This is a genomic window from Shewanella sp. Scap07 (assembly GCF_013394145.1).
GTDB classification, from domain to species: Bacteria; Pseudomonadota; Gammaproteobacteria; order Enterobacterales; family Shewanellaceae; genus Shewanella; species Shewanella waksmanii.
In genome coordinates this window covers 5,011,292-5,025,066 of record NZ_CP041329.1, presented here as the reverse complement: position 1 = coordinate 5,025,066, position 13,775 = coordinate 5,011,292, and the positions used below count along the sequence as shown (strand labels likewise).

Annotated in this window: 14 protein-coding genes and 1 rRNA gene; 2 read left to right on the top strand and 13 right to left on the bottom strand. The window is 46.3% G+C overall.

Features of this window, described 5'->3' with window-relative positions; all coding sequences use genetic code 11:
• The first annotated feature begins 86 nt into the window (after window positions 1-86).
• Window positions 87-202, top strand: a 5S ribosomal RNA gene (rrf, locus tag FLM48_RS22215).
• A gap of 630 nt (window positions 203-832) precedes the next feature.
• Entirely contained in the window at window positions 833-3,322 is a 2,490-nt protein-coding gene (locus FLM48_RS22210) for a bifunctional diguanylate cyclase/phosphodiesterase (RefSeq protein WP_157577629.1), read from the top strand.
• Between the two features lie 5 nt (window positions 3,323-3,327).
• Here FLM48_RS22210 and FLM48_RS22205 read toward each other — a convergent pair whose 3' ends face one another.
• From FLM48_RS22205 to flgL, 13 genes are all read right to left on the bottom strand, one after another.
• Entirely contained in the window at window positions 3,328-3,615 is a 288-nt protein-coding gene (locus FLM48_RS22205) for a hypothetical protein (RefSeq protein ID WP_028774244.1), read from the bottom strand.
• Between the two features lie 38 nt (window positions 3,616-3,653).
• Window positions 3,654-4,082, bottom strand: a complete 429-nt coding sequence (locus tag FLM48_RS22200) for a hypothetical protein (protein WP_179026175.1) — start codon at window positions 4,080-4,082, stop codon at window positions 3,654-3,656.
• The gene (locus FLM48_RS22195; protein WP_179026174.1) at window positions 4,079-5,086 is read right to left on the bottom strand and encodes a flagellar motor protein MotB; all 1,008 of its coding nucleotides are present in this window, start codon (window positions 5,084-5,086) and stop codon (window positions 4,079-4,081) included. Before FLM48_RS22195 ends, FLM48_RS22200 begins: the two co-directional genes overlap by 4 nt.
• Window positions 5,086-5,943 (bottom strand): flagellar motor stator protein MotA, encoded by an 858-nt coding sequence (gene motA / locus FLM48_RS22190; RefSeq protein ID WP_028774247.1) that lies wholly within the window; start codon window positions 5,941-5,943, stop codon window positions 5,086-5,088. Before motA ends, FLM48_RS22195 begins: the two co-directional genes overlap by 1 nt.
• A 12-nt stretch (window positions 5,944-5,955) precedes the next feature.
• Window positions 5,956-6,678 carry an RNA polymerase sigma factor FliA gene (locus FLM48_RS22185; protein WP_028774248.1) on the bottom strand — a complete coding sequence of 241 codons (723 nt, stop codon included), beginning with the start codon at window positions 6,676-6,678 and terminating at the stop codon, window positions 5,956-5,958.
• A gap of 12 nt (window positions 6,679-6,690) precedes the next feature.
• Window positions 6,691-7,149, bottom strand: a complete 459-nt coding sequence (gene fliL / locus FLM48_RS22180) for a flagellar basal body-associated protein FliL (protein ID WP_028774249.1) — start codon at window positions 7,147-7,149, stop codon at window positions 6,691-6,693.
• A gap of 15 nt (window positions 7,150-7,164) precedes the next feature.
• Window positions 7,165-8,406, bottom strand: coding sequence for a flagellar hook-length control protein FliK (locus FLM48_RS22175; protein ID WP_179026173.1), 1,242 nt, complete (start codon window positions 8,404-8,406; stop codon window positions 7,165-7,167).
• The gene (locus tag FLM48_RS22170) at window positions 8,396-8,722 is read right to left on the bottom strand and encodes a hypothetical protein (protein WP_028774251.1); all 327 of its coding nucleotides are present in this window, start codon (window positions 8,720-8,722) and stop codon (window positions 8,396-8,398) included. Before FLM48_RS22170 ends, FLM48_RS22175 begins: the two co-directional genes overlap by 11 nt.
• Entirely contained in the window at window positions 8,691-9,071 is a 381-nt protein-coding gene (fliS, locus tag FLM48_RS22165; RefSeq protein ID WP_028774252.1) for a flagellar export chaperone FliS, read from the bottom strand. Before fliS ends, FLM48_RS22170 begins: the two co-directional genes overlap by 32 nt.
• A gap of 14 nt (window positions 9,072-9,085) precedes the next feature.
• Window positions 9,086-10,438 carry a flagellar filament capping protein FliD gene (gene fliD, locus FLM48_RS22160; RefSeq protein WP_179026172.1) on the bottom strand — a complete coding sequence of 451 codons (1,353 nt, stop codon included), beginning with the start codon at window positions 10,436-10,438 and terminating at the stop codon, window positions 9,086-9,088.
• 305 nt (window positions 10,439-10,743) lie between these two features.
• A complete protein-coding gene (locus tag FLM48_RS22155; protein ID WP_179026171.1) occupies window positions 10,744-11,547 on the bottom strand; it encodes a flagellin in 804 nt (267 codons plus the stop codon).
• A 231-nt stretch (window positions 11,548-11,778) separates the two neighbouring features.
• Window positions 11,779-12,813 (bottom strand): hypothetical protein, encoded by a 1,035-nt coding sequence (locus tag FLM48_RS22150; RefSeq protein WP_179026170.1) that lies wholly within the window; start codon window positions 12,811-12,813, stop codon window positions 11,779-11,781.
• Window positions 12,814-12,827: 14 nt separating this feature from the next.
• Window positions 12,828-13,745, bottom strand: coding sequence for a flagellar hook-associated protein FlgL (gene flgL, locus FLM48_RS22145; protein WP_028774256.1), 918 nt, complete (start codon window positions 13,743-13,745; stop codon window positions 12,828-12,830).
• Window positions 13,746-13,775: the final 30 nt, after the last annotated feature.

Genomic DNA, 13,775 nt, shown 5'->3' with positions numbered 1-13,775 from the left:
TTACAGAAGAATACAAACACTTGATTGAAGTGGACTTAGCCTGAATAGGGCATAAATAATTAGCTTTCTAAATTGTACCAAATTTGTCTGGAAACCATAGCATTGTGGTCCCACCTGATCCCATCCCGAACTCAGAAGTGAAACGCAATTGCGCCGATGGTAGTGTGGGGTCTCCCCATGTGAGAGTAGGTCATTTCCAGGCGCCTATTTAAGTGAAGAAGCCACCTTATTAAGGTGGCTTTTTTGCGTTTGGAGCATAGTGAAATAGGCTAGTTAATGGCTCCAAAGAGCCAGTATTTATATTAGGTGGCTTATCCACTTAAGCACGTGTGTGCAATGCCTACTCCCTACGTCGCCCCGTCGCTGAGCTTGGCCAGAAACTGCGTCCATGCGTTTCTGGCATTCGGCAAATCTGATGTTTAGGACTAACAAATGCCTTGATGGCATGGATGCCAAGGAAAGGCTGTGTGCCTCGGCTCCAGCTTCGTAACAAGCCACTAAACTTCAAAGCCCCAATGTGTTTGCTGCACGAACCGTGTAGCTCATTTTTTTTATTGCAAAAAATAATAATAACTTGGACATGCAATAGTTTGATGAAAGTCTGTAAATAACTGCGGTAGTCGTGTTAAAGCCTGTTCAAGCGAACGATATTGCGCAGATTGTTCTTAATGCAAAAGGCTTAAATTTATTTGATAGTACTAATTGCTGCTTTGGCTAACCTAAAAATTGTGTGACAATGCTCACTTAAGTGTTCAAATTTGCGCCCTTTTTATTGGGTGTCGGGCACCTTGAGTAGTTAAAAATATAATAATAAACCTTAAAGGTAGATTGATTGTTAGCACGATTGGTTAAACGTATTCCATTGGCGTATGCCATCCCCATTGTTGGATTGTGTCTTTTTTGTGTATTAGCCCTAAGCGCTTATATTGCAGAACGAGATTCACAAAGACAGCTGGTGCTTGAACGCCATCAAGACGACACAGTGCAACAGCTTATGCGCATGAAGCATATTGTTGAAGAAGCCATGGAACGTCGGGATTATGTGCGAATTGAAGATGAAATATCGATTGCTTCTACCGATCTCAATACCAATGTCTATACCCTTTTAAATCAGCAAGGTAGTATTCGATTTTCCAATTATGTGGTGTGGAAAAACAGTTTGGCGACCTTGGTGATAGACGGTTACGATGTCAACCGACACCGGCTCAGCGTGACTCAAGGTGACATTGATATTTTCTTTAATCCACAACGGCAGTCAATACAGGCTTATTATCCGTTAGAGCTCAGCCCGTTAGCCCAGGATGTTGCTAGCCCCAATGTTATCTATTACGAATATGATTTGGCCCCAGCATTAACCTTGGTCGATGAGCGACTGCGGGAAAGTGCGCTGCGGGTGTTTCTATTAGCCTTGCTAGGTTTTTCGTTATTGATGATGACGGTTTACCTGTTGTTACTTAGGCCGTTAACTAAGATTGCCAATCACCCTTTCTTTCAAAGCCATAGTGCTCAATCGCTTAACCTGCGTTCTCCTTTTGCTGAAATTAGTTTGCTGCAGCAACAAATTAATCAAACGGCACAACGTTACGAAGCCAACCAGATTGAGTTAAAAGATAGCCAGCAACGGTGGTTGTTTGCCGTTGAGGTATCCCAGTACGGCATTTGGGATTGGAATCTACAACAAAATCAGGTGTATTTTTCCGATCGCTGGAAAGACATGATTGGCTATAGTCCAGACGAACTTGATGGCTGTTTTGCAACGTGGGAAACCAAGATCCACCCAGAAGATAAAGCGCAGGTGTTGCAGGCCTTAAATAGCTATTTGTCTGGTAAAGCTGAGAGTTTCGAGAACGTGCATCGTTTGAAGCATAAGCAAGGACATTATATCTGGGTCCTTGATCGCGGCATGATTGTCGATTGGGACAAAGAAGGTAATCCGCTAAGGATGATTGGCACCCATAGTGATGTGTCAGAAGATGTCCGTAATCAAAAAACGGTGTCGCACCAATCTAGCCATGACCAACTCACCGATTTAGCCAACAGGCGTTCCTTATTAGATGAACTGTACGCGATTAAGCAAAGTCAATGTATTGATAGTGCGGCATTATTTGTTATTGATTTAGATAACTTTAAAGCTATTAACGATACCTTAGGTCATCATGCTGGAGACCGGCTGCTGATTCAAATTGCCGCGCGACTATCGAGTTACTTCTCAACCAATGCCTTGATTGCGCGATTAGCGGCTGATGAGTTTGTCATCTTGGTGAAGCACTTACCGGCAGAGACTGCAGAGGCCAGCCGCAGAGCGACCGCGTTGGCAAGCCAAATTAGGCAGCTAGTTGCCCGTAGTTTTTACATCAACAACACCACCTTAAACGTCTCTGCGAGCGTGGGTATTGCTACTATAGGCCATCAAGATAATATCGAGCCTGAACAGGTGCTTAAGAGAGCTGATCTGGCCATGTCGCAAGCCAAAGAGAATGGTAAAGATGCGTGCGTACTCTATACGCCAGATATGGAAGCTAAAGCACAACAACACCAGCTTATTCGCAATGAATTAGGTTACGCGATTGAACGTAATCAATTGAGTTTAGTGTTCCAACCCTTAGTAGATGCCCGAGGACGGTTGCGTTCTGTTGAGGCATTATTGCGTTGGTACCACCCAGAAAAAGGTCATATCTCACCAGGGATATTTATTCCTATTGTCGAAGGTAGCGAACTTATTATCGAGCTGGGGCGCTGGGTGACTGATGCGGTTTGTCAGTTTATCAATACTATTGAAGCTGCAGGGTTGTCGGCGCCTATGTTTGCTATCAATGTCAGTGCTAGGCAGTTCAACCAACCAGAGTTCGCTCAAAGCCTACTTGATATTTTGTACGAGCATAATGTTAAACCGAGCAAGATAGAATTGGAGTTGACGGAGTACGCGCTACTAAGCAATTTACAACAGGTAAAAGAAACTATGTCAACGCTTAGGTCTGCCGGTGTCAGTATTGCTGTTGATGATTTCGGAACAGGTTACAGCTCACTTAGCTATATACAGACTTTGCCATTGAACCGTTTAAAGTTGGATGCGAGTTTTATTAAACATATCACTGACACCGACCGCTCAGCTGCCATAGTGAAGTCGGTAATTGATATGGCCCATAGCCTCAAGTTGGAGTTTGTCGCTGAAGGGGTTGAGACAGAGCAGCAAGCGCAATGGCTTAAATCATTTGGCTGCGATACTTACCAAGGCTACTACTTCCATCGTCCGATGCCGAGTGCTGCTCTAATTGAACTGCTAGAGCTTAATCACTCTGCGGTGGCTAATTATACGCATTAGTCTTGTTAAGCGAAAAAAAAGAAATAACACATCAAAATAAACGCCAATAACGCACCTGCAACTACCGGGTATATTAGGTAGCTATCGCCACTACGCCTAGCACGTCGATAACACAGATTAACCAGAATCAGGTTAAATACCGCTAACATGATAGAGGCCATCAAGCCGTGGCGGAAGGTCATGTCTTGAATTGTCGTCGCGGTATAAATAAGGATTATCCAGTGCAGCAAAATCAAGTATAGAAACAGCTTTTGCAACCCGTCAGGCCCTTTACGTTTGTGTGCGTTAGCCATTATCACTCCCTAGAATATTACCAATGAGCTGCCGTGCGTTAGCGGTTATCGTGACTGAGCTGCTGATGGGTATTGCTTATAAATTTCACTACAACTGGGTCATCCGGGGTTAACCATTTAGCGCCATAAAACCACAACTTGTTATTGACCATTAGGCAGCGCATGATCTCTATCGACATATCTTGTTGTTGCAACACCAGCTTTAATTGACTATTAGGCTGCAACTTCACACTGCTGATAAATCCTATTCCTCCCAAGCTTATATCTTTAATGTTGGCGATCCCTAAGCGGCGCTTTCCCCACCATTTTCGTTGAAATAGCTCGGTAGTGATGCCATCACAAGCGAAAGTGAGATCACTGTTAGGGCGCGGACGTAAGCTATGACGTTTATGGTCGCGGTTGTCTTCGTCGGGACTAACCGCATGGCTACGTGCCCCTAGCTTGACCTGTCTGTTACGGGGCCTCATTGACTTAGCCACTGATCTGGATAGCTGTTACGCGGCTGATTATCTTCAGCTATTCGCTTGGCCTGTTCCACTTGTGGGTTGGTGTCATTATTGTCTGTGAGTCCAGCCATTTCTTGTAACTGTTTGGCGGCATCACTGGTGAGAACTAACATTTCAATCCGTCGGTTAGCCGCGGCGGCTGGATCATCTCGAATGTAAGGCACCTGATCTGCCATACCCGTCACTTGTATCACTTGTTTAGACTGAACTCCACCATACTCAAGTACGCGTCTTGCCAGCAATGCACGCTTGCTTGATAGCTCCCAGTTGGTAAAACTCTTACCTGCATAAGGGGTTGAGTCAGTATGGCCAGAAATACTAATGCGGTTCTCTACTTGGCCCAATATCGGCCCGAGTGCCATTAATAGATCTTCGAAATAGGGCATCATTTCGGCGCTACCACGGGTGAACATAAATTGGTGCACGTTATCGTGGATAAGAATACGAATACCTTGAGGAACAACTCGAATGGATACGTTGGCAGTTAAGTTCACTTCCTCAATGACATTTTCGACCTCGCGCGCTAAAAACTCCAATTGTGCTTGGGTGGCAAACTGCCCCGGTACTAATGAGTTAAGCTCAGGTCCGCGACCTGCTTTGGGGTTACTGTCACCTTCAGGTATATTATTGTGCATGGCAGGACCTGCTCGCTCTACGCCTGTGCCCGTAGCGGGCAAAATCGCTTGTTGCAGTGCGATGCTGCCATTAAGGTCGACCATAGAGGGTGATTGGCTTAAATCAAACGGGTTAATTGAACCCGATGCAAACATATCACCTCGCAGGTATTGGACTATCATGCTGCGCTCTTGCTGATCTGCAATTTGTAAAATCCACAACACCATAAACAGCGCCATCATCGCTAAAGTAAAATCAGCAAAGGCCACTTTCCAAGCGCCACCATGATTACCACGGTGACGACGTTTGGGTTTGCGCTTAATAATTACCGGTTGTGGTTTTAAGGCCATTAGCTTTGCTGCTCCACCATCCAACGTTCAAGCTCTACAAAGCTAGGTCGGTTTTCACTTTGGATCTGCTTGCGACCAGCATCAATGGCCAACATTGGGGGCTTACCTTTAGCAAAGGCGCTCAACATGGCAGCAACACAGCGTAGTTGCGCTGATTTTCTATCTACCAAGTGCTCTAACGCTTTCGAGAGTGGCTCGAATAAGCAGTAGCAGGCAAAAATGCCGATGAAAGTACCGACTAAAGCAGCAGCCACTTTGACGCCAATCATAGTGATGGGGCCATCAATATTAGACATGGTAATAATGATGCCCATGACGGCAGCAAGAATACCAAAGCCAGGCATGGCTTCTGCTACGCGGCCCAGTGCGAGGGAGGGGCGCAACCGATCCTCTTCTATACGGTGTATCTCCTCTTCGAGGATGTGTTCTAGATCGTGGGCTGAGATTTTGCCAATCGATTGTAGGCGCAAATTATCAATCAAAAACTGCAGGACGTTGGGATGTTCAAGCACTGCTGGAAACATTAAGAATAGTGAACTTTCCTGCGGCTTTTCGATGTGGTCATCAAGTACTTTTAGGCCTTGTGATTGCACTTGGTTCATTAGCATGGCCATTAAGCCAAAGAGTTGTGGATAGAGCTCAGGGTCTTCCTGTTCGCTATTGACCAGCTCTTTGAGCTGCAAACGCATCTCAACCAATACGGCTTTGGGGTTGGCAATGATCAAAGCACCAAAGCCGGCTCCGAAAATAATCACGATTTCCGCCGGCTGCCACAGTGAGTTGAGGCTACCTCCCGCCCAAACATAACCGCCGAATACGGATATTAGAATGATAAACAGCCCTACAAACTTGCTCATATGTCACTACCTTTAACGATCCCATTGCTGGTAGATTTGCTGAAGTTGTTTCACGGCTTGCTTATGAATTTGGCAAATCCGAGTTTCAGTTAATCCCAATGTACCGGCAATCTCTTTTAAATTGAGTTCATGTTGATAGTAAAGCGACAGGATCACCTGTTCTCTTTTGTTTAATTTTGCGATTGCAGAGAATAAAGTTTGTTTGGACGAAAATTGTTCAATAACGTTGTTTTGATCTTTAAAGCTGTCGCCGTTGCTGAGCAAAGCATCTAGGCTTTTCATTGACTCCGATTGCGATGCATACAGTCGTTCTCGATATTGGCTTTGAGACAGGCCCATCGCGTCTGCCACCTCCATATCACTGGGTTGGCGTCCTAGCTGCTTAGTGAGCGTGCGTACACGATCGTTAAGCTCATGGGCTTGTTGTCTCACTGGTCGCGGCCGCCAATCCTGACGGCGAAGCTCATCTAGGATAGCGCCGCGAATACGCTGGCCAGCATAGGAAATAAAGCCATTATCATATTCGCCAGGGTAGCGCCTTGAGGATTCAAGCAGCGCCATTAGGCCGATTTGTTCCATGTCTTCGCTGGTCATGACCGTGCCACAGTGGCTGCGTAGTTGCGAGACGGAGCGTTTAACCAGCGGCAAATATTGACGCATGACCTGCGTCTCAGATAGGCGTTTAGTCGTGGTTGGTTCAGAATCAGCCGGGTAGGCTAGTTGTGTCGCATTCATTATGACTCCCGATTATTGAATCACCATACGAGTGAACAACACTTCGTCAATTTCTAGTGGGAACTGGTTTTCCACCATTACTGCCGAAAGCAGCAATAGCGCCTCGTTTTGTAGGCTTTCCAGTTGATTAGCATCGTTGAGCTGGTTGAAATGCTTGTGCGAGAACATCTTCATGAGTGAATTTTTAACAACGGGATCTGCGGCTTGCAGGGTCGCGGCGACATTAGGCGAACGACTTTTAAGTGCTAGTTCCAATAGCAAATAGTGCGGGTTTTTATCCCCTGGTACTGAGATCACAAAGCGGTCAAGTGGGTAGAATCGTGCCACATCAGGTTGTTCCTGTTGGCTGACAAATGGCCCACCTATTAATGTGGGTGATTGCCAGCCAGCCCAAAACAGTCCACCACTCCACAGTAAAATAAAGAGGGACCAAAGTATTTTCTTGCTAATGCTACTGTTTTGCAGTGCCATGGTTTTTTCCTTAAGTTAGGCGCGTAAATCGACTTGATTTGAGGTTGATTGCTCAGTGGTTTCTGTTGTGCTTGCTGTATCGATTAACGAGCTGCTAGCAATTGAATGTTGTTCTGTTTGTTGTTGCTCGGAGTGTGATTCACCATGACTAATATCGACATTGACTTGACCACCATGATCATTGGCAAGTTCGCTTCTCAGTCGATCGAGCCCCATGAGTAACGAGTCGCGAACGGCGGCATTGGCAGCGTGCATCTGAATGTGTAGCCGATCGCCATCGAGGCGGATATTAAGCTCAACTTTTCCCAGCGATGGCGGATCTAGCCGTAACTCTGCGGTTTTTATTTGCTGATCAATTTGGAAACGTAGTTGCTCGCGCAATGGCGTGAGCAACTGTTGTGCTTGTTGCAATTGTGGCGCGGCGGTGGCAATGGTTACCGGCCCCCACTGACTTACAGGCGTTGCCTGTGTGGGTTTGCTGGCAACGTTATTCAACACTTCAGGGATGGTAGGGGAAACTGTGAGATCTTGACGTGCCATTGACCCCGTTGGATCTGAAAGCATCTGACCAAAGTTGTTGACGATAGGCCCATGGCCGTTAACTGCTGCCGATTTGGGCGCTAGGTTTTGCGACGTGGCTAGATTACTTTGCTCGGTAGAGTTGAGACTTTGGTTGCTCAAGTGGCTCAAGTTACTTTGTTGAGCCTGATTCGACGGCGCTGGAGAGGTGGTGATAGTGGCAAGTGTAGGACCGTTACCGGCTATCGATTGATGCGGGTTAGAGTGATGGCCATAAGCCTGAGTTAAAGGCTCAGGCATGTTGGTGAGTGATTGCCCCTTAAGGTGCAAATTCGTCTCAATATTAGTCCGTGCTACAGCCAAGTCAGAGTTTAAATACGTGTTTGTCGCGCTTGAACCAATGTTGGTGGGACTGACATCTTGGCGGTTGAATATGGTCTTGCCCGCATCGAGAATTTGGGTCTTGCTATTAACAAGTTGTTCGACTTGTGCCGATAGTTGCGGTTGTCGATCGGTAAAATGCAAAGAGGTTAGCTGTGATGCATTGGTGGTGACGTCCAAACGATCGATGGTTGATAAGTTTTGCTCAGTGTCTTCTGGGAGTTGACCCGGCAGCATTAATGCCGGATCAGCAAACAGTTCAGTGAAGCTCTCAGCGCTTTGTTCACCCTGGCCATCGAGAATTGATTGATCACTTTCGAGTGACTTTTCAAGGTTTGAAGTCAGATTAATCATCATGTTGTTCACCACTCAAGCTGGTCAGCTGATAGGCGGCTAGTCCTTCTTGTTGCTGTTTAAACTGATCGATTTCACGGGCTAGCTGCATCTTGGCTTGCTGTAATTGCTGCAAGATGTTGGCATGGGTTTTTGCTAACGCCTGCCGTGCTATCAGTTGTGAACGGGTGGTGGGTTTGCCCGCTTGCTTCAGCGTTTGGATCATGCGGTCATTGACTAACACCACACGATCCCAATCTTTTTGCTGTGCGTATTTGTTAAGTGCTGTTTCAAATTGCTGCCATCGTTCAATTGAGATTGGCCCAGCCTGCTCTGACATCGCTTATTACCTTAATAATGGGAGTAAGTGCTTGAGGGTTGTTTTCTACACTTGCTGTGACTAGCTGCCGGCTGCAGTAGTCATAGAGCTTATTGAGGCTGGCGGCGACTTCACCGCCATTGTCTAGATCCAACATCGAATCTAGGCCATGAACTATGTTGAGACATTTGTTGATGCTGCCGCCTTTTTGTTCGAAGCTGCGGCGCTGCATAAAGCCGCTGGTTCTTTCCAGTTCGTCGAGCAAACCATCAAGCAGCATGCGCACCATCTCATGGGGATTGGCCGCAGCCGCACGAGCGTCGATGGTGGTATGCCGATAGGCGCTAAAGGGATCATTTTCGTTCAACATAGTGATCGGTATCCTTAGTAAAACAGCCCGCTTGCGGAGTTCATCTTCATGATGTTGGCCTCCATTGCGGTAAACTGGGTGAGATAAATTTGGTAGCGTTGCTGCATGTGATAATCGTGACGATCCATATTGTCTTCGACACGTGAGACCTGAGAATCTAAGTTGTCTTGCTTAAGATCTAAGTAGCCATTGCTCTTGGTAAACGGGTCGATGACATCACCAATACGGTCTACATAACCGCCGTCGTCGACAAACATGGCTTTAACCGCATTAGGATCGCTTTTGAGGGCATCGGTGAGCTTATCTTCATCGACGGTAAGTTTGCCATCGCGACTCATTTCGATGCCGACGTCAGATAAACGCATACCATTGGGTGATGGCTCAAATATCATTTGTCGCATGCTATTTTGCAGCATACGTATACTGGCATCGCCCTTTAGAACCCCAAGCTGGTCTTCACCAATACTGGTGTTACTGTCTTCATCATCATCTTCGTCGTCTTTGTCTTTATCAATGTCATCAGCCACTTCGCTACCCATAGAGCGGGTTAGCTTGTTGATTTGATCCATCAATTCATTAAAAGCATCAACAAAGTCTGTGACAGCGGTTTCACTGGCTTCAAAGTCAGTACCTATGGTGATAGTGGTGCTTTGGCCGCTTTCGTGGGTCTTGTTTAGGTCGATATTGACTCCATCAATCACGTTTTCTAGGTAGTTGCTGCTACTTTGAATATCAACGCCATTGAGGTTGATGAGTGCGTCTTGGGCCGCTCGGCGTTCGGTCATGCCGATATCATTGCCATCATGCTGAATAGTGATTTGACTATTAGCGCCACTCTCTTTAGAGGTCAGCATAAACTCAACGTTTCCGCCGGTGCGCATCAGCGAAGCTTGCACGCCTGGGTTGTCAGGATGGTCGTTAATGTAGTCGCGTAGTTGAGTGATGGTCATTGAACCGTCAGCATTAATTGCCCCCATATCAAGGGTGAGCGTTTCGCCGCCGACTTCTATACTAAGGTTGCCAGATGTAGGTAGGCCGGTTGCATCTTCACTGGCAAAAGATTTAGACAATTGGTGTGCTTGTGCCAGTTGCTGGATATAGAGGTCATACTGGCCTTCTGGCGCATCAGGGCTAACAGTTACCGATGCATTGTCATCACTTACTGAGACTGTCTTTTCATCAAATCCATCGCCATCAATGCGTTCAAGCTTGCTGGTCATGCTGTTGAGGCTTTTCTCTAAGATCTCATAAGCGCTGAGCTGGGCTTCGTAGCGATTCATCTGTGTTTTATATAGCTGATCTTTGCCCATACGCTCGGCCATGATGAGCTGTTCGGCAAACTGGGCGGCGCTAATACCTGAAATCATTTTATCTCCTCCATACTTGGGGCTATCGCAAACTCTGTGCCAATTGCTAAGTGTCTGTTTATTAATGACTAACGGTAAAGCCCTGGCCGGATAATTTCCGCTATTTACTTGCAACGGGAATGTAATTTTCCGCTTTAACTTACTGAGCAGAATGCGTTTGTAGTTACTCTAGGTAAGGCGACTTGATTGGTTGACTGCTTAAGCGTGTGGGTGAGTAAATATTGAAAAAGCGACGATAGACATAAAAAAAGGGAGCATTAAATGCTCCCTCAAATTGGTTTGGGTAAACCACTCGCAATTGGGGCTTACAGTAGGCCCATAACCAAACCAGTATTTTGGTTGGCTGAAGAAAGAATGCTGGTACCGGCTTGAACTAGCAGCTGGTTCTTAGTCATGTTAGCTGTTTCAACAGCAAAATCAGCATCCATAATACGACCTTCAGCTGTTTTGGTGTTTTCAGTCACGTTGGCAAGGTTTGAAGCTGTGTGGCCTAAACGGTTGATGTTGGCACCAAGATCAGAACGTGCAGCACCGACGTTATCAATGAAAGTATCAATTGCAGTGATTGCCGCTGTTGCGCCGCCCGCTGCAGAAATATCGTCTGTCACACCCGCTAGACCGGCTGAGGCTACTTGAACATCAAGTGTTTCATTGATGCCTGCACCGATTTGGAAAGTTACGCCTGTATCCAGTGAAGCGAATAGGTTATTACCGGCATAAGTCGTCTCACCCACAATACGGTCAACTTCTTCAGTTAGCTGAGTGAATTCAGCTTGAAGTGCATCTAGATCTTGTTGTGAGTTCACGCCGTTAGCTGCTTGCGTAGCAAGTTCTTTTTGACGATTAGCGATAGTGTTTAGCTCATCAAGTGCACCATCAGCTGTTTGCAGCATTGATGTTGCATCTGAAATGTTGCGGTTAGCGGTTTCCATGCCAACAACGTTTGCGCTAAGGCGTGAAGCAATTTGCAGGCCTGCCGCATCGTCAGCAGCACTATTGATACGAAGGCCAGTAGATAGACGCTCCATAGAGGTAGTAAGTAAGCTGTTGTTTTTGCCTACTGCGTTTTGAGCAACTAAAGAGGCGTAATTAGTATGAACTGATAACATGGCTGTTTCTCCAAGTGTGATTATGGCTATTTAACGTCAACTCATAGGAGAAACAGACTCTCGATAAGTCAACGTTAAATAATCTGTTGTCTCTCATAATTGATAAAACGACACTGGAAAACGAAACTGAATTGTAAAGATGAAAAATATTAAAATAATTATTAAATAACTGATTTTTAAGTTAATAGTTGTTGGTTTTTATTCGGTGGTTAAGGCGTGAGAAGGCGGTTGTTAGCTTTTTAATAGTGCACTGACGTGAGAGCGAGACACATTGGCTTGGGCCATCATAGAGGTTACTTGTAGCGAAAACGGCGTTGATTGCATTAGACCATGGAGCTGTTCTAGGGTTTGTTCGACGTTTACATTATGGCTTTGGCTGCGGTTAATCTTATGCAATTGTTGCTGCATTTTCTGTTTGGCTTCACGAATTTCGCCCAGTTGCTGATCGACTTTAAACAGCGATTTACTGATCTTGGCAATCGCTTGTTTTAGCTCTTCATTGCTGCCAAGTTGCCATTCGCGAGGATCTTGCCAGCTCAGCTGTTCCTGTAACTTTATGGTACGAGGTTCTCCGGCAGGCAAGCGTTGCCCTTGGCCGGTCATCAATAATCCCTGTTGCAGTTGCTGCCAGTGTTCGCTATCGCTAGCAAAGCGTGTACCTGCAGCGGTCGCCATCACTTCTATTCCCAATGGCGCTAACCCTTTGGCCAGTCGGTTTTGCAAACTGCGACTGTCGCTATTACCCGGTAACAAAATAGTGGTTGATTCACCGTTAGCTTGTACTTGAATCTGCTCATCACGTGATTTGCTGCTGGTTAAATCAATCGAGCGCATGACAAACTGATGCTTAGCCGCAGGGCGTTGCGATGAAACCAAATTAAGCTGATGATCTAACAAAGGTTTGTCAAAATAGCTGATTTCAAGTTGAGTCAATTGCTGCTGAATATGTTGTGCTTGTTGATTGGCTTGGCTTGCGCGAGCTGGGTCATTGCTTAAACTGGCTTTGGCCTGTTTGTGTAGCTGCTTGAGCAAGGTTTCGACTTGTTTCAGCCCTTGCTCGGCGACCTGTGCGGCTGAGACTTTATGTTGTCCCTGAGTGACACTCGCCCAGCGCTGGTAACTTTCCAGCCGGTGCATAGGTATTGCGGTTTTTTCAGCGGTGGGGTGAGTGTCTGTGGCGGCGGTTCGCGCTGTCGACGACGCAGCCACTGTTTGGCTACGCTGAGCAATACTGTGAGTATCTACAACACTGTTTACCGTCGACATAAATTCGCTTCCAATTATAACTGATTAAACAACGTCAGCTGGCTGACTTGTACAAAGGTTTGTTGGGTCACTTTTAATGTGGTGAGCTTGAGATTAAATTCCGCCGTTGCTTGGGCATAATCTAATCCTTCTGTATCGCCAATGACCTCTTCATTGAACAGCACCATCTCTTCATGGGATTCTTGAATCAACTGCAGGCTATTTTGCTTACCACCGATGTCGGTGATAGCGCCACCCACACTGGCTAAGGTGTCATCCAATGTGGTTAGCATGCCATTAGCGACAGATTCAAATGCTGGGTCGCCCGGTGCGAGATTTGGATCGTTTAACGCATCAATAAATGCCTGTGTTTGGTTAAGTATGTCGGTACTGCCATTGCTAAAGATGAAGGCTTCGGCTGTGACGTTGGCTGTCATCCATGATGAACCCGAGGTTTGCACTTCACGATGGTTACTATCACCTTGGTAAACGTAGTTACCATTGGCATCTTGACCAATGGGCGCGGTTTTAGTTTCATTGCCGGAAAACAGGTAGTTACCCGCATCATCTTGGGCGTTGACGCTGCCGACAAATGTTTCAAGTAACTCTTCGAGCTCCATTGCATAAGCGGCCCGGTCTTCCGGAGACAGGGCGCCGTTATTGGCAGCGATAGTGATCTCTCGCATCCGTTGCTGCACTTCGACCAATGACGACAGGTGGGTTTCTGCGCGGCCAAAACTGACACTGAGTGAGTCAATATTTTTCAAGTACTGTTCGGTTTCAGCGACGTTGCGTTGACTAGCAATCACTTTGACCGAACCGATGGGGTCATCCGATGGCCTGAGGATAGATTTACCCGTCGCCATCATTTGATTTAGCCTAGCAATATCCGCCGTGGAATTTTGTAAACTGTTGAGATTGCTCGCATACAGATTTTGAGTACTTACGCGCATAAATTTACCTTCATTACTAACGAGTGGTAT

Excerpts from the sequence above, each read along its gene's own strand:
- FLM48_RS22155 (WP_179026171.1), bottom strand. The coding sequence starts at position 11,547 with ATGTTATCAGTTCATACTAATTACGCCTCTTTAGTTGCTCAAAACGCA.
- fliS (WP_028774252.1), bottom strand. The coding sequence starts at position 9,071 with ATGTTGAACGAAAATGATCCCTTTAGCGCCTATCGGCATACCACCATC.
- FLM48_RS22185 (WP_028774248.1), bottom strand. The coding sequence starts at position 6,678 with ATGAATGCGACACAACTAGCCTACCCGGCTGATTCTGAACCAACCACG.
- FLM48_RS22175 (WP_179026173.1), bottom strand. The coding sequence starts at position 8,406 with ATGATGATTAATCTGACTTCAAACCTTGAAAAGTCACTCGAAAGTGAT.
- fliD (WP_179026172.1), bottom strand. The coding sequence starts at position 10,438 with ATGATTTCAGGTATTAGCGCCGCCCAGTTTGCCGAACAGCTCATCATG.
- flgL (WP_028774256.1), bottom strand. The coding sequence starts at position 13,745 with ATGCGCGTAAGTACTCAAAATCTGTATGCGAGCAATCTCAACAGTTTA.
- FLM48_RS22205 (WP_028774244.1), bottom strand. The coding sequence starts at position 3,615 with ATGGCTAACGCACACAAACGTAAAGGGCCTGACGGGTTGCAAAAGCTG.
- FLM48_RS22195 (WP_179026174.1), bottom strand. The coding sequence starts at position 5,086 with ATGGCCTTAAAACCACAACCGGTAATTATTAAGCGCAAACCCAAACGT.
- motA (WP_028774247.1), bottom strand. The coding sequence starts at position 5,943 with ATGAGCAAGTTTGTAGGGCTGTTTATCATTCTAATATCCGTATTCGGC.
- FLM48_RS22200 (WP_179026175.1), bottom strand. The coding sequence starts at position 4,082 with ATGAGGCCCCGTAACAGACAGGTCAAGCTAGGGGCACGTAGCCATGCG.
- FLM48_RS22170 (WP_028774251.1), bottom strand. The coding sequence starts at position 8,722 with ATGTCAGAGCAGGCTGGGCCAATCTCAATTGAACGATGGCAGCAATTT.
- fliL (WP_028774249.1), bottom strand. The coding sequence starts at position 7,149 with ATGGCACTGCAAAACAGTAGCATTAGCAAGAAAATACTTTGGTCCCTC.
- FLM48_RS22150 (WP_179026170.1), bottom strand. The coding sequence starts at position 12,813 with ATGTCGACGGTAAACAGTGTTGTAGATACTCACAGTATTGCTCAGCGT.